Raw genomic sequence first — 14123 nt, forward strand, 5'->3', positions numbered from 1 at the left:
CCCACAACGATGGGTACTCACCACGAGGCTCTTGCACCATGCGAACAGCACGCGCGCGGACTTCGGGGGAAAACTTGTTTGACTTCTTCATGGCTCCCTCTTCTCAAAGGTTAGAGCCTCCTCAAATCCCGGGGCGATTCAATCGGCACGGTCGGACCGACATGGTCGGCAAACAGTTTTTCGCCGGCCCGGTGGATCTGGCGCAGCGAGCGTTTGAGCTTGCCGGCCCAATCCCGGTAGCGGGTGCAGAAGGCCGTGTATTGGTAGCCGCGCTCGCCGACAGCCTGGTGATACTCTTCCCGGAGCAGCGTCAGGGTGACACCTTTCTTCTTCAATTCCTGATGCCCCTGCGCGTGGTCGGGTTCGGCCAAGGTCGGCTCGCGGGCGGCGCTTTGCCGGTAGCGCCGCTTCTCCAGGCAGGCATCATCGAGGTTTTCCGGAATGGGCCAGTCACCCCGACGAAAGTGGACAGTTGCAGATGCTTGGTGACCACGCCCTGGGAAATCTTGAGCGTCCGGTCGATGGCATCAAGACTCAGGCCGGCGCTATGCCGGTATCGCAGTACCTCTCTGATCTTGCGCAGGGATAGTTTTTCCTGTGGCCTCCCCAACCGGTTTCAAAAAGCGCCGAGGCTACCTTTGACTATTCATGCAACCTCTTCCTCATCGGTCACGTTCAGCGCGAAATCCCGGTCACGCCTTCGTGAAACGGCGGTCACGCTTTGCCGAAGTCACCGGTCACGATGCCGCGAAATACGCATGGCACTTTTGCCGGTCAGCAGCGAGGAGCAGGAAAAATCCCAGAAAAGGATGGTCGATGGTGTTCCAACAATTGAACTGTCTGACATATCGGCGCTATCATCACGAGTGTCGTCGATCAGAGATACGACGCCTTTTTCTACGACAGAACACATCCCACTGGAGAGAGATAGATGGAAAAGAGAACGCCGCCATCCGCAGCCGGCAACGAAAGCCATGCAGGCGGAGGAACAGCGCCGGCCGCGAGCACCGAGATCCCCGTGAACAATCCGGCGGGCCGTGTACCCCGGGCACGTGCTGGTGCGGCGACGCGTGCGGTGCAGCCGCGCAAGGTCGAGGCTGGCGATGTGGCGCCGGCGCGCACACCCAGCGCCATGGAGGCATTTGACGTGGCGGAGGCCACCAGTTCGGCGCTCGAGCACAAGAAGGTCGCCCTCGATGACATCATCGCACATGCCGCCGTTGGCGACACGGCTTCACTGGCCAAGACCCTGGAAGCCATCATGACCGGCTCGTCACCCGACGATGCGCTGGCCCTGCGCAAGGCTCTGCTCGGCAAGGAGCCGGCGCCGGTGGCCAGGCCGACGACCAGTCCGGACGACGAACTGGCCAGCGGCTGGCGGGACAACAATTCCTATCCCTATCGCAATCTAATGTCGCGGCGGGCCTACGAGAAGCAGAAGTACCGCCTGCAGGTCGAACTGCTCAAGATGCAGAACTGGGCGAAGGAAACTGGACAGCGCGTGGTGGTCATCTTCGAGGGACGCGATGCGGCGGGCAAGGGCGGTGCGATCAAGCGCTTCACCGAGCACCTCAACCCGCGTGGCGGACGCGTCGTCGCGCTCGAGAAGCCGACACAGGAGGAGCGCGGCCAGTGGTACTTCCAGCGCTACGTACGCCACCTGCCGACGGCCGGCGAGATCGTTTTCTGCGACCGCTCGTGGTACAACCGCGCCGGCGTCGAGCGCGTGATGGGTTTCTGCAGCGATGAGGAATACCAGGAATTCATGCGCCAGACACCCGAAGTCGAACGGACACTGGTGCGCAGCGGCATCCACCTGATCAAGTTCTGGTTCTCGGTCAGTCGCAAGGAGCAGCGTCGCCGCTTCAAGGAACGCGAGGTACACCCGCTCAAACAGTGGAAGCTGTCGCCGATCGACCTGGCTTCGCTCGACAAGTGGGACGACTACACCAAGGCCAAGGAAGCAATGTTCTTCCATACCGATACCGCCGAAACCCCATGGACGGTCATCAAATCGGACTGCAAGAAGCGTGCGCGCCTGAACGCCATGCGTTACGTGCTGCACAAGCTCAATTACAACGGCAAGGACATCGAGGCGATCGGTCCGATCGATCCGCTGCTCGTCGGTCGTCCGCACGTGGTCTATGAGCCCAGTGGTTCGGCCCACCCGCAGGTGGACCACATGCCCATCCTCTGACCCCAAGAAGGATCTCCGGGCTGCAGGGGTGCCGGTAGCGCCCCTTTTTGCGACTGCCGTTCCGCTGCGAGGTGCGATCAAGTTTGGCCAGCCTGCGTATCGATCAGCTTGCCACCCGCCACGTCGGTCCGATCGACCTCTCGATCGGAGCTGCCGAGTGCCTCTGTATTCAGGGTGCGTCCGGCAGCGGCAAGACCCTGCTCCTGAGGGCAATTGCCGATCTCGACCTGCATCGCGGCGAGGTCTACCTCGATGGCGCGAGTTGTTCGAGCCTGCCGGCACCGGCATGGCGGCGTTCGGTTTCCCTGGTGGTGGCCGAGAGCCAGTGGTGGTCGGCAGAGGTCGGCGAGCATTTCGAGCAGGGCGTCGATGCCGACTGGCTCGAACGGCTGGGATTACCGGAGGCGGCGATGGGCTGGGAGTTGTCGCGCTGTTCCACTGGCGAGCGGCAGCGGCTGGCCTTGCTGCGCACCCTGATGCAGGCGCCGGCCGTTCTCCTGCTCGACGAGCCGACCGGCAATCTCGACCAGGAGAGCACACGGCGGGTTGAAGCCGTGCTCGCCGAGTATCGGCTGCAGCGACAGGCGGCGCTGCTCTGGGTCAGCCACGACGCGGCGCAGGTCAAACGTGTCGCTCAGCGCAGTTTCACCCTGGACCATGGACGGTTGCTGGAGAACCTGGGATGATGATGAAGGTGATCGTCCTCTCACCCTGGGACCTGGCGCTCGCAGCGCTGCTGATCGTTGCGCTGGCCGGGCTGTCGTTCCACCTGAGGATCGGCAGCGAAGGGGCACTGCTGGTCTCCGCCGCGCGCAGCACCGCACAACTGTTGCTCATCGGTGTGGTGCTCAAGGTCCTGTTCGCGAATGGGCATCCGGTCTGGGTTGGCCTGCTGGCGTCGGTGATGCTGGTGGTCGCCGGGCGCGAGGTGATGGTCCGCCAGAAACGCCGTTTCGTGGGCTGGTGGGGTTTTGGCGTCGGCACGCTGTCGATGTTCGTTTCGTCATTCGCAGTCAGCATGCTTGCCCTGTTGCTGGTGATCGGCAGCGAGCCATGGTACGCGCCACAATATGCCATACCGCTGCTCGGCATGATCCTCGGCAATACGATGAACGGCATTTCCCTCGGTCTCGACCGGCTGACCCAGGACGCGGCGCACAAGCGCCAGATCATCGAGAGCAGGCTGGCGCTGGGCCACGATTGGCGAAGGGCGATTTCCGACAGTCGGCGCGAGGCGATGCGCGTCGGCATGATCCCGATCATCAACGCGATGTCCGCTGCCGGCATCGTCAGCCTGCCCGGCATGATGACCGGGCAGATTCTGGCCGGCACGCCGCCGGTCGAGGCAGTCAAGTACCAGATCCTGGTGATGTTCCTGATTGCCGGTGGCACCGGGTTTGGCACCATGGTTGCCGTCAGCCTTGCCGCCCGGCGGCTGTTCGACGAACGCCAGCGCCTGCGACTCGATCGTCTGAGTCCGCCAGCGAGTTGATGGTCAGCCGAGGTGTCGGTCGACCAGCTCCTTCACCTCGTTGGCCAGGGCCGGCGCCAGGCAATCAATGATCTGCGGGTGCAGGCTGTTGGTGATCCAGGTAATCTGTCGCTTGGCCAGCTGGCGGGTGGCGTAAATGCCGCGATCGCGCAGTTCGCGACGCGGCGCGCGACCGTCCTGGACTGCCCACACCTGCCGGTAACCGACGCAGCGCATTGCGGGCAGATCGGCGTGCAGCCGATACTTGCCGCGCAGCGATTCGACCTCGCCTTCCAGCCCGGCCGCCAGCATATGGTCAAAACGCTCGGCAATGCGCTGATGCAGAACACCGCGCTGGCTGGGCAGCAGACCGAGCGCCAGGAAGCGGTAGGGGGGTGGCGTTTGCCGACCGGCGGTGAGCAGCAGAGACAGCGGCCGACCGGTCAGACGATGGACTTCAAGGGCGCGCTGAATGCGTTGGCTATCGGTGGCTGGCAGTCGCGCCGCGGTGATCGGGTCGACGGCAGCCAGCTCGCCGTGCAGCGCCGGCCAACCGCGCGCTGCGGCCTCGCGGTCAATGGCCGTACGCGTTGCCGGGTCGGCTGCCGGGAGATCCGCCAGACCTTCGAGCAAGGCCTTGAAATAGAGCATGGTGCCGCCGACCAGCAGCGGCACCCGGCCGCGCGCCGCCACTTCGGCCATTGCGGCCAGCGCATCGGCGCGGAAACGGGCGGCCGAGTAGGCCGCCTCGGGGCTGATCAAGTCGATCAGCCGATGCGGAAACTGGGCCAGGGTTGCCGCGTCGGGTTTGGCCGTGCCGATGTCCATCTCACGAAAGACCTGTGCCGAATCGACGCTGATCAAGTCGACCGGAAAGCGGCGTGCCAGTTCGAGTGCCGCCATCGTTTTGCCGCTGGCGGTGGGTCCCATCAGCAGAATTGCCGGTGGCAGCGGTGCGGTGCCTGCTTCGACCGCGCTCATCGCCCGCGCATGAAGTGCCGATCGAGCTCGGTCATGCTCAACTGGGTCCAGGTCGGACGGCCGTGGTTGCAGTGGCCGGAGCGGTCGGTTTCCTCCATCTGGCGGAGCAGGGCGTTCATCTCGCTTACCGCCAGCAGACGGCGGGCGCGCACGGCGCACTGACAGGCCATGCTGCCAAGCAACTCGTTGCGCTGTGCGGTCATCAACTGCGTCACGCCATGCTCACGCAGTTCGCGCAGCAGGGAGCGCGCCAGTGCCGCCGGGTCGGCGGCCTGCAGCAGGGCGGGAACGCTGCGTACCGCCAGTTGTCGCGGACCCATGGCGACCAGGTCGAAGCCGAGCTGTTGCAGCGTCTCGGCATGCTCTTCAGCGGTTGCCACGTCGATCGCGTCGGTGCTGAACACCGCCGGAATCAGCAGCACCTGGGTTGCCAACTGCCGTTCGCCGAGTGCCCTCTTGAGCTTCTCGTAAAGGATGCGCTCATGCGCCGCGTGCATATCGACGACCACCAGCCCCTGCGTGTTCTGGGCCAGAATATAGACGCCATGCAGTTGAGCCAGGGCGTAGCCGAGTGGCGGGGTGTCGTCGGCCACCAGCGCAGGCGCCGGGTCGGTGGCGGGGAACGCTAGCGGGTCGGCGGTCTGTGCGGCCTGCACGAAGGCGAGATAAGTATCTGTGCTGGCCGGTTCGCCGACGCGCAGTGAGTTCTGATATGGTTGTCGGTCGGCGAAGGCCAGCATGGAGGCGTTGCTGCTGTTGCCGGCGAGCCGGGCAGGGCGGTCCGGTGCGCCCGTCGGATCGTCGCTGGCCGCTGTGGCCTGGGTCGCCAGCGGGCTGGAGAGCAGGCGTTGCACAGCATGGAAGACGAACTGGTGCACTGCGTGCGCATCACGGACACGCACCTCGGTCTTCTGCGGATGGACATTGACGTCGACGCTGGCCGGGTCGAGCTCGACAAACAGGCAGTATGCCGGGTAGCGGCTGCCGTGCAGGAGGTCCTGGTAGGCCTCGCGCAGGGCATGACCGAGCAGCTTGTCACGCACGAAACGGCCGTTTACGTAGCAGTACTGGGCATCGCCGCGCGCTCGCGAGTAAGCGGGGAGGGCGCAGTATCCGGTCAAACGAAGCGGTCCTGCCTGCGTGTCGAGGCTGCGTGACTCGGCAAGGAAGTCGTCACCGAGGATCGCGCCGGCGCGTCGGCGCGCATCGCTCCTCGCCAGGTGTAGGCTGGAGCGGCCGTTGTGCGACAAGGTGAAGACGACCTCGGGATGCGCTAGTGCGATGCGCTTGACCACTTCGGCGCAATGCGCGAACTCGGTACTGTCGGATTTGAGGAACTTTCGGCGAGCCGGCGTGTTGTAATAGAGATCGCGCATTTCGACAACCGTGCCGACAGACAGGGCAGCCGGTGTCGGTGTCGCGCCGGTCTCGCCGTTGATCCGCCAGGCATGCTGTGCTGCCACATCCGCTGCATTGCCCGCCGCTTGCCGACTGGTCAGCGTGACGTGGGCGACGGCAGCCACCGACGCGAGAGCTTCGCCGCGAAAACCGAGCGTGCCAACTCTTTCGAGGTCGTCGAGTGAGCCGATCTTCGAAGTCGCGTGCCGGATCAGCGCCAGAGCCAGTTGGTCGGAGGCGATGCCGCAACCGTCGTCGCTGACCCGGATCAGCTTGACGCCGCCTTCTTCGAGCTGAATCTGGATCGCTGTGCTACCCGCATCAAGGGCATTCTCCAGTAGTTCCTTGAGCACCGAGGCTGGGCGATCGACCACCTCGCCGGCGGCGATCTGGCTGATCAGGAGGTCGGGGAGCAGGTGGATGCGCGGGCTTGCAGACATTGGCGGATTATAACTGCCCGGCTTCCGGTAGAATCGCGCGTTGCCCCCGGCCTTCCCCCTCCCGACGATGGAATATCTATCCAGCTTGATCGACATCATCCTGCACCTCGACAAGCATCTGGCGATGCTGGTGCAGCAATACGGGCAGTGGATCTACGCCATTCTGTTCGTGATCATCTTCAGTGAGACCGGTTTCGTGGTGACGCCCTTTCTCCCCGGCGACTCGCTGCTCTTTGTCGCCGGGGCGCTCGCCGCACTGGGGGGCATGGACATCATCGTCCTGCTCGCCGTGTTGGGCGGCGCGGCGGTGCTCGGCAACATGCTCAACTATCAGATCGGACGTTTTCTCGGACCCAAGGTGTTCCACTGGGAGCAATCGCGCTTCTTCAACAAGGTGGCGCTGGAAAAGACGCACGCCTTCTACGAAAAGCATGGTGGCAAGACTCTGGTCATTTCGCGTTTTCTGCCGCTCTTGCGGACTTTTGCCCCGTTTGTCGCCGGCATCGGTGCGATGACCTATGCCCGCTTCACTTTCTTCAACCTGGTCGGCGGGATCGGCTGGGTCACTTCCCTCACGCTGGCCGGTTACTGGTTCGGCAATCTGCCGTGGATTCAGCAGAATCTGACGCTGGTGATCCTGGCGATCATCGCACTGTCACTGCTACCGGTGGTCGTCGGCTGGCTGCAGCAGCGCAAGGCTTGAGGCATGCGAGGCGATGCCATGGTCAGCGGTCACGCCTTGTCGGGCGGCGAGTTTCTGGTATGAGCGGGGGCAGTGCACCGCTGTGCTCCGGCTCAGGAAGGGAGGTAGCATGATGCGGGTAGTCGTTCTGATTTCGGGGCGCGGCAGCAACCTGGCTTCGCTGTTCGCCGCGACCGACCGGGATGGGTTTCCGGCGCGGGTCGTGGCGGTCATCAGCAACCGCCCCGCCGCGCAGGGTCTGGCGATCGCCGCTGCACGCGGCGTGCCGACCGACGTGCTTGATCACCGCCAGTTTGCCGAACGCGGGCAATTCGATACGGCGCTGGCCGGGGTGATCGACGGCTTCATGCCCGACCTGATCGTGCTCGCCGGGTTCATGCGAATTCTGGGCGAAGGCTTCGTGCGTCGCTACGAGGGAAGGTTGATCAATATCCACCCGTCGCTGCTGCCGGCATTTCCCGGTCTGCATACGCATCGTCGTGCCTTGCTCGAAGGGGTGCGGATTCATGGTTGCACGGTGCATTTCGTCACCGCCGACCTGGATCACGGACCGGTCATCATCCAGGCCGCCGTCCCGGTACTCGACTCGGATGACGAGGATACCCTTGCGGCGCGCGTTCTGGCGCAGGAGCATGTGGTCTATCCCCAGGCGGTTCGCTGGTTTGCCGAGGGCCGTCTGCACCTCTGTGCCGGGCGGATCGTTCTGGATGTGCCGCAGGATGGCGCCAGTGCGCTGATCGCACCGCAAATCGCCCGATGCCCGCCCTGTTGATTCTTGCCTTTGCCGCTTCGCTTGGCCTGCACGCCGTGGCACTGCTCGTTCCGGAGGTGGACCTGTCGCCAGCCGGTGAGCCGCCGCCCCTGCAGGCAGAACTGCGACCGACCGCGACCACCGTGCCTCCGGCCGAAACACCAGTGCAACCTGCCACCCGGGCGGTGGCCGTGGTTAGGAAGGCGCGGCCCAAACCGGCAGCACGACCAGCACATCCGGTGGTTCCGACGGTGCCTGACGCGTCGCTGGTGCTGCCCCCCGGGGATGCCGGGTCAAGTTCCGACGCGGCGTCCGGAAATGTAGCGGCGGTGGATGAGGCCGCAACGTTAGCGCCGCCTGCCGGACCGCCAGCAGTGCCGACCTCGGCCGCCGTTCAGGCATCGCTGCCAGCACGGGGAGTGATCCGCTACCGGGTCGATCGTGGCGACCAGGGTTTCCAGATCGGGCGTGCGATCCACGAATGGGAGGCGGTCGACGGCGCGTACCGGATCACCGCGGTGACCGAGACCAGCGGTCTGATCGGCCTGTTCCGACCGTTGCGGGTCGAGGTGGAGAGCCGCGGACGCCTGACCGAGGCTGGTCTGCTGCCCGAGCGCTTCGTGACGCGCCATCCAGGGCGTGGAGGGGGTGAGCAGGCCGATTTCGACTGGCCGCAGATGCAGTTGCACATGGCTGATCAGCCGGTACAGGTGCTGAGCCCTGGCGCGCAGGACCTGCTGTCGCTCTATTACCAGGTGGGTTTGATCGCGGACCTGAAGAGCGGGCAGGAGCTGTCGGTGGTCACCGGCCGGAAGTACGTGCATTTCCGGCTCGAAGTGGTCGGAGAAGAAGAAGTCGATACGCCGGCCGGAAGTTTTCGTTGCCTTCACCTGCGCGTGCCCGGCGTGGCGTCGACCGAATTGTGGCTTGCGCATGAGCGGGCGATGCTTCCGGTCAAGCTGAAGTACCTCGACCGCAAGGGAGGGCTTTACATCCAGCTTGCGACCGCCATCGAACTGAGCCAGGAACCATGACGGTGCGCCTTACCCCAGTGCTCTTACACCATGCCGAGGTGCTGCTCTCGGAACTGCTGCGATCGGCGTTTCCGGCCGACCTGGTAGTCTCCCACTATTTTCGACAACATCGCGAACTGGGCCATGCGGACCGTGGATTCGTTGCCGAGACGGTCTTTGCCGTGCTGCGTCGCAAACGCTCGTTGTCCGCGCGTTGCGCCGGCGATCTGAGTTCGCGCCGCCTGTTGCTCGCCGCGCTGACCTGTGTGCAGGGCCTCAACCTGCGCCAACTCGACGGCATGCTGGGCGAAGCCGAGAACAAGTGGTTGGCACATGCCAAGGCAGTGAAGATGGAGGACTTGCCATCCGCCGTCCGTCTCGACCTGCCCGACTGGCTGCACGACGAGCTGCTCGCCCAGTTACCGGTCGACGACGTGGAGAAGCTGGCCGCCGCCCTCAATCAGCCGGCACCCCTTGATCTGCGCGTCAATTCGCTGAAGGCCGGGCGGCGGGAAGTGCTCGCGCGCTTGCAGAGTGACGGCCTGGCCGCCGAGGCCTGCCCGTTTTCGCCGCTCGGCATTCGTCTGGCGGGCAAACCAGCACTGGCCAGGCATCCGCTGTTCGTCGATGGCAGCATCGAGGTACAGGATGAAGGCAGCCAGTTGCTCGGCTTCCTGCTGCAGCCGAGGCGGGGTGAAATGGTCGCCGACTTCTGCGCTGGTGCCGGGGGCAAGACCTTGCTGCTTGGCGCCTTGATGCACTCGCAGGGCCGGCTCTATGCCTTCGACGTGTCTGATCGCAGACTTGCCCGGCTGAAACCGCGTCTGGCACGTTCCGGTCTGTCCAACGTGCATCCGGTGCGTATCGATTCCGAACGCGACACCAAGGTCCGGCGGCTGGCCGGCAAGCTCGACCGGGTGCTGGTCGACGCGCCGTGTTCAGGGCTCGGCACCCTGCGCCGTAATCCTGACTTGAAATGGCGGCAGAATCCGGCGAGCGTTGCCGAGCTGTGCGCCAAGCAGGGAGCGATTCTGGCCGCTGCGGCGAGCCTGGTGAAGCAGGGCGGGCGGTTGGTTTATGCGACCTGCAGCCTGCTCGAGGCCGAGAACGGGGGGGTCGTCGGAGAGTTTCTGGCCCAGCATCCCGAGTTTTCCGTCTGCTCGGCAGAGGAAATCCTGGCCGGCCAGAATATTGCGCTGGAAACCGGCGAGCGGCTGCGCTTGTTGCCGCACCGCCACGCCACCGATGCCTTTTTTGCGGCGGTAATGGAGCGGCGATGAACGAGAAAGAAATGTTTGCGCTGTTGCTGGAACTGTGGCGGGATCTTGGCGATCCGGCCTTCCTTTGGCAGGTGGGCGCACTGGCGCTGAGTCTGCTCGTCGCCTGGGGCACCGCGCGCTACTGGCGGCGCCTGGAAAGCGCTCGTTCGAGCGCGGATTACGGGGCATTGCGCGCTTTTGGCACGGGAAGCATGAAGCGAGTCGCTTTTCCCTTGCTCGCACTGCTGCTGGTCGCGCTGACGCGTAAGCTGTTCAGGTACTGGCACGTCGGACCGGTCAGTCTGCTAGACTTGGCGGTCCCTCTGCTGCTCTCCATGGCACTGGTGCGGGCGGCGGTCTATGTGCTGCGCCATGCCTTCTCGCCGGGTAGCTGGCTGGCCACCTCGGAGCGCCTGATCGCCACCACCATCTGGCTCGGCCTGGCGCTTCACCTGACCGGTCTTGCCCAGCCGATGATCGAGTTGCTCGAGCAGGTGAGTTTCAGTGTCGGCAAACAGAAGCTCGACCTGTGGACCCTGCTCAGTGGTCTGGTCACCGTCGGCGTCACGGTACTGGTCGCGCTCTGGCTCTCCAACGAGATCGAGACGCGCCTGTTGGCTAGCGAGACGATCGACTCCAACATCCGGGTCGTACTCGGCCGCCTGGTCAAGGCGGTGCTGTCGGTCATCGCCCTGCTGCTCAGTCTGTCGATCGTCGGTATCGATGTCACCGCGCTGTCGGTGTTCAGCGGTGCGCTCGCCGTCGGCCTCGGACTCGGTTTGCAGAAGATCGCCAGCAACTACGTGAGCGGTTTCATCATCCTGCTCGACCGCTCGATTCGTATCGGCCATCTGGTGGCGATCGATGCGACCACCTCCGGCGTCGTGACCCAGATCACGGCGCGTTACACGGTGCTGCGCACGCTGACCGGTACTGAGGTCATCATTCCGAACGAATACCTGGTGTCGAACATCGTGCGCAACGAGTCGTACAGCGATTCGCGAGTTCGCGTCGTGGTCTCGGTACAGGTGGCCTACGGTACCGACCTCGGTAAAGCGATGAGCCTGATGACCGAGGCAGCCAAGGGGCAAACGCGTGTTCTGAGCGACCCGGCGCCACAGGTGCTGTTGTCCGCCTTTGCCGACAGCGGGATCAATCTCGACCTCGGTTTCTGGATCGGCGACCCGCAGGAGGGAACCGGCGGGGTGCGCTCGGCAATCAGCCTGGCGATCTGGCATTCGTTTTCCGCCGAGGGTATAGAGATTCCCTTCCCGCAGCGCGAGGTGCGTCTGGTCGGCAGCCCTTCGACGAGCGTTTCTCCGCCGGCGAACTGACGTGCAATAGCCAGGCGAGCCTCCGATGGGCAAAAAAACCGCGCCGGGCGGGACGCGGAATGAAAGGTCCGTTATCGAGACGGACTACAGGGAGGGAAAACCACAATCATGGTTCGGGACTGCGGTGCCGCGGGATCAGGGATGTTCAGTGACGCTTGCGGCGGATCAGTCTCAGCGCACAGCGCAGGCCGTACCAGGCCAGGGCGCCGCTCGCGGCGAGCAGCGCTGCCTTGAGGAGTTGCACTTCACCGGCGCTGAGCACATCCCAGGCAACGACGCCGACAAAAATGCCGATGCCTTCGGAGAGGGGGAAGGGCTGCGGCGTTTCCGCCACGGTGTTCATTTGCCGTTGTGGATGCGATGCTCGACCCTGCCGCAATGGCCGCCGGCGCTGTCTTCGGGCGCTTCCTGCGGCAGGCTGGGAGCCAGTTCGCTATCGAAAAAATGCTGGCGTGTCGTGGCGAGAAACTGCTCGCAGTCCAGTTTGAATTCGCTCATTTCGTCTCCTTGTTTGTTGGTCGATCAAGAGGAGCGATGATAGGCGTCGGCGAGCCGGTGATCTGCAGCGATTGCGTCAGCTTTCGGTGACGTTCTGTGACAAAGGCCAGCTCAGCGTGAAGCGCGCGCCACCGAGTGGCGATGCCGCGGCGCTGGCCGTGCCGCCGTGCAGCTCGAGCACCAGCCGCGCGATCGCCAGCCCGAGACCGTAACCACCGGTTGCGCGGTCGCGCGACCGGTCGAGGCGGGTAAACGCCGAGAAAACCCGCTCGCGCTCGTCCGGTGGAATGCCTATGCCGTCGTCGTCGACATGCACCTGAATCTGCTCGCCAACCACTTCTGCGCTGACACGAATGCACCGACTGGCGTACTTGATCGCGTTGCGCAACAGGTTGGTGATGGCATAGGGCAGGCTCTTGCGGTCGAGTTCGACGCGCAGGAGGGGAGGCAGTGGGGAGCTGTCGACCTGTAGATCGAGCTGGCGCGCCAGCAGGCGTACCGCCTCCACCTGTTCTTCGAGCCAGGGCGCGAATTCGATTGCAGCAAGGTGCATTTCGGGCTGCTCGCGTTCAAGGCGGGCATAGGTCAGACTCGAGTCGATCAGGCCATCGAGCTCATCCAGGTCGGCCTCCATCGCTCGCCACAAGCGCTCGCGCTCCGCTGCATCGTCGGTGGCGACCAGCATCTCGAGGGCGAAACGCAGACGTGCGATCGGTGTGCGCAATTCGTGCGAGATGGCACTGGACAACTCCTTCTGTGTTGCAATCAATCGCTGAATACGTTCGGCCATGCCGTTCAGCGTCTCGGCGAGAGGTCCGAAAGCGCTGCTGCGCATGCTCGGGGCGCGTGCCTCGAAGAGGCCTTCGCCAAGCGAGCGGGCGGTCTGCCGCATCGCTTCGAGATCGCGCCAGACCGGATGCACCCACAGCCAGACGACAATCGCCAGGCAGACGCCGATCAGGCTCCAGGTCAGCAGGCTGATGCGCAGTTCGAGCGGCATGCCGCGCCGATACTCCGGATTGCGGTCGGGGGAGAGCGGGCCGACGACGAGGATCTGCGGCGTCTGTTTGAGCCGATGGTAGATGATGTCGCCCTGTGCGTCGATGGCCAGTTCGCCGCCGTCGAGTTTCTCGGCCTCCTTGGCTGGCAGCTTGAGCGTCCAGCGGTCGACGATCTGGAGCCGATAGGCGAACTTGCGATCCAGCGCCTCGATCGTTTTCGTCCATTCGGAGCGAGGTTTGCGGAACAGTTCCTCTTCGATCAGCACGACGGTGCCGCGCATGAAGCGGCTGGTGTAGTCGTCGGTGATGCCCTTCACCGCCGTCGAGATGACGAAGTCGGCAAAGATCGCGATGACCACGAATGAACCCATGACCAGCAGGTAGAAATTGAAAAACAGCCGGGAGAGGCTATAGCGCCCGCGCCAGGGGGCCGGCTTGTAGGTGCCGAGGATGGCGAGCAGTTTGCTATTGCCAGTCATGTTTGCTGAACAGATAGCCCTTGCCGCGTACAGTCTTGATACGTGTCGGGTTTTCCGGATCGTCGCCAAGTTTCCGGCGTAAACGCGAGATGCGCGCGTCGATCGAACGGTCCAGTCCGTCAAAGCCGATGCCGCGCAACTCCTGCAGCAGATCGTCACGCGACAGGATGCTGCCGGCGTGACGGGCGAGCAGCCAGAGGAGGTCAAATTCAGCAGTGGTCAGATCAATTCTTTCCTCGCCGAGAGAGGTGCTACGCGTGGCCTGGCTAATGCGAAACCTGCCGAAGGTGAGTTCCGCCGACTGGCTGCTGTCGGTCGTTTCGCCGGGGCCGCTGCCGGCCGGCGCGCGACGCAGCAGGGCCTTGATGCGTGCCAGCAGCAGGCGCGGCTGTACGGGTTTGGCGATGTAGTCGTCGGCGCCGAGCTCGAGACCGAGAATCTGGTCGAAGTCCTCGTCACGGGCGGTGAGCATCAGGATGACGCCACCGTATTGGGTGCGAACGGCACGGCAGACCTCGAATCCGTCCTTGCCAGGCAGCATGACGTCAAGAATCACCAGGTCCGGGCGTTCCTCCAGCATGCGTGTCTCGGCCTTGTC

General features: G+C 64.2%; 15 protein-coding genes. 8 read left to right on the forward strand and 7 right to left on the reverse strand.

The features are described from left to right. Positions 1-110: 110 nt before the first annotated feature. Positions 111-371 (reverse strand): hypothetical protein, encoded by a 261-nt coding sequence (locus tag JNK99_RS04405; protein ID WP_291849174.1) that lies wholly within the window; start codon positions 369-371, stop codon positions 111-113. 560 nt (positions 372-931) lie between these two features. On the opposite strand from JNK99_RS04405, the gene ppk2 reads away from it, so the two are divergent. The 3 genes from ppk2 (at position 932) to fetB (ending at position 3689) form a co-directional block, all read left to right on the forward strand. Beyond that, entirely contained in the window at positions 932-2197 is a 1266-nt protein-coding gene (ppk2, locus tag JNK99_RS04410) for a polyphosphate kinase 2 (protein WP_291849177.1), read from the forward strand. 83 nt (positions 2198-2280) lie between these two features. Beyond that, positions 2281-2883, forward strand: a complete 603-nt coding sequence (locus tag JNK99_RS04415) for an ATP-binding cassette domain-containing protein (RefSeq protein ID WP_291849180.1) — start codon at positions 2281-2283, stop codon at positions 2881-2883. A gap of 2 nt (positions 2884-2885) precedes the next feature. Further along, entirely contained in the window at positions 2886-3689 is an 804-nt protein-coding gene (gene fetB / locus JNK99_RS04420) for an iron export ABC transporter permease subunit FetB (protein ID WP_291849216.1), read from the forward strand. A 3-nt stretch (positions 3690-3692) separates the two neighbouring features. On the opposite strand, the gene miaA is transcribed toward fetB, so the two are convergent. Together miaA and mutL are read right to left on the reverse strand one after the other, a co-directional pair. Further along, a complete protein-coding gene (gene miaA / locus JNK99_RS04425; RefSeq protein ID WP_291849183.1) occupies positions 3693-4649 on the reverse strand; it encodes a tRNA (adenosine(37)-N6)-dimethylallyltransferase MiaA in 957 nt (318 codons plus the stop codon). Further along, positions 4646-6487, reverse strand: a complete 1842-nt coding sequence (mutL, locus tag JNK99_RS04430; RefSeq protein ID WP_291849186.1) for a DNA mismatch repair endonuclease MutL — start codon at positions 6485-6487, stop codon at positions 4646-4648. Before mutL ends, miaA begins: the two co-directional genes overlap by 4 nt. Before the next feature lie 67 nt (positions 6488-6554). On the opposite strand from mutL, the gene JNK99_RS04435 reads away from it, so the two are divergent. The 5 genes from JNK99_RS04435 (at position 6555) to JNK99_RS04455 (ending at position 11547) form a co-directional block, all read left to right on the forward strand. Next, on the forward strand, positions 6555-7190 hold the full coding sequence (locus JNK99_RS04435) for a DedA family protein (RefSeq protein ID WP_291849189.1): 636 nt from the start codon (positions 6555-6557) through the stop codon (positions 7188-7190). Between the two features lie 109 nt (positions 7191-7299). Next, positions 7300-7962 carry a phosphoribosylglycinamide formyltransferase gene (purN, locus tag JNK99_RS04440; protein WP_291849192.1) on the forward strand — a complete coding sequence of 221 codons (663 nt, stop codon included), beginning with the start codon at positions 7300-7302 and terminating at the stop codon, positions 7960-7962. Next, positions 7947-8975 carry a DUF3108 domain-containing protein gene (locus JNK99_RS04445; protein WP_291849196.1) on the forward strand — a complete coding sequence of 343 codons (1029 nt, stop codon included), beginning with the start codon at positions 7947-7949 and terminating at the stop codon, positions 8973-8975. Before purN ends, JNK99_RS04445 begins: the two co-directional genes overlap by 16 nt. Beyond that, positions 8972-10234 carry an RsmB/NOP family class I SAM-dependent RNA methyltransferase gene (locus tag JNK99_RS04450; protein WP_291849199.1) on the forward strand — a complete coding sequence of 421 codons (1263 nt, stop codon included), beginning with the start codon at positions 8972-8974 and terminating at the stop codon, positions 10232-10234. Before JNK99_RS04445 ends, JNK99_RS04450 begins: the two co-directional genes overlap by 4 nt. Then, complete coding sequence (locus JNK99_RS04455) at positions 10231-11547, forward strand: mechanosensitive ion channel domain-containing protein (protein ID WP_291849202.1); 1317 nt, start codon at positions 10231-10233, stop codon at positions 11545-11547. The genes JNK99_RS04450 and JNK99_RS04455 overlap by 4 nt, the downstream gene beginning before the upstream one ends. Before the next feature lie 145 nt (positions 11548-11692). Here the strand turns inward: JNK99_RS04455 and JNK99_RS04460 are convergent, their stop codons facing one another. From JNK99_RS04460 to JNK99_RS04475, 4 genes are all read right to left on the reverse strand, one after another. After that, positions 11693-11890: a hypothetical protein gene (locus JNK99_RS04460; protein WP_291849205.1), complete on the reverse strand. Its 198-nt coding sequence runs from the start codon at positions 11888-11890 to the stop codon at positions 11693-11695. Further along, the gene (locus JNK99_RS04465) at positions 11887-12045 is read right to left on the reverse strand and encodes a hypothetical protein (RefSeq protein WP_291849208.1); all 159 of its coding nucleotides are present in this window, start codon (positions 12043-12045) and stop codon (positions 11887-11889) included. The genes JNK99_RS04460 and JNK99_RS04465 overlap by 4 nt, the downstream gene beginning before the upstream one ends. Before the next feature lie 76 nt (positions 12046-12121). Then, entirely contained in the window at positions 12122-13525 is a 1404-nt protein-coding gene (locus JNK99_RS04470; protein ID WP_291849211.1) for an ATP-binding protein, read from the reverse strand. After that, the coding region (locus JNK99_RS04475) for a winged helix-turn-helix domain-containing protein (protein WP_291849214.1) at positions 13512-14123 on the reverse strand (612 nt) is incomplete at its 5' end. The genes JNK99_RS04470 and JNK99_RS04475, both read right to left, overlap by 14 nt.

It is taken from the genome of Accumulibacter sp., assembly GCF_016789985.1.
Lineage (GTDB): Bacteria > Pseudomonadota > Gammaproteobacteria > Burkholderiales > Rhodocyclaceae > Accumulibacter.

Excerpts from the sequence above, each read along its gene's own strand:
- JNK99_RS04450 (WP_291849199.1), top strand. The coding sequence starts at position 8,972 with ATGACGGTGCGCCTTACCCCAGTGCTCTTACACCATGCCGAGGTGCTG.
- fetB (WP_291849216.1), top strand. The coding sequence starts at position 2,886 with ATGAAGGTGATCGTCCTCTCACCCTGGGACCTGGCGCTCGCAGCGCTG.
- purN (WP_291849192.1), top strand. The coding sequence starts at position 7,300 with ATGATGCGGGTAGTCGTTCTGATTTCGGGGCGCGGCAGCAACCTGGCT.
- JNK99_RS04470 (WP_291849211.1), bottom strand. The coding sequence starts at position 13,525 with ATGACTGGCAATAGCAAACTGCTCGCCATCCTCGGCACCTACAAGCCG.
- JNK99_RS04465 (WP_291849208.1), bottom strand. The coding sequence starts at position 12,045 with ATGAGCGAATTCAAACTGGACTGCGAGCAGTTTCTCGCCACGACACGC.
- ppk2 (WP_291849177.1), top strand. The coding sequence starts at position 932 with ATGGAAAAGAGAACGCCGCCATCCGCAGCCGGCAACGAAAGCCATGCA.
- JNK99_RS04455 (WP_291849202.1), top strand. The coding sequence starts at position 10,231 with ATGAACGAGAAAGAAATGTTTGCGCTGTTGCTGGAACTGTGGCGGGAT.
- JNK99_RS04460 (WP_291849205.1), bottom strand. The coding sequence starts at position 11,890 with ATGAACACCGTGGCGGAAACGCCGCAGCCCTTCCCCCTCTCCGAAGGC.
- JNK99_RS04445 (WP_291849196.1), top strand. The coding sequence starts at position 7,947 with ATGCCCGCCCTGTTGATTCTTGCCTTTGCCGCTTCGCTTGGCCTGCAC.
- miaA (WP_291849183.1), bottom strand. The coding sequence starts at position 4,649 with ATGAGCGCGGTCGAAGCAGGCACCGCACCGCTGCCACCGGCAATTCTG.
- JNK99_RS04435 (WP_291849189.1), top strand. The coding sequence starts at position 6,555 with ATGGAATATCTATCCAGCTTGATCGACATCATCCTGCACCTCGACAAG.
- mutL (WP_291849186.1), bottom strand. The coding sequence starts at position 6,487 with ATGTCTGCAAGCCCGCGCATCCACCTGCTCCCCGACCTCCTGATCAGC.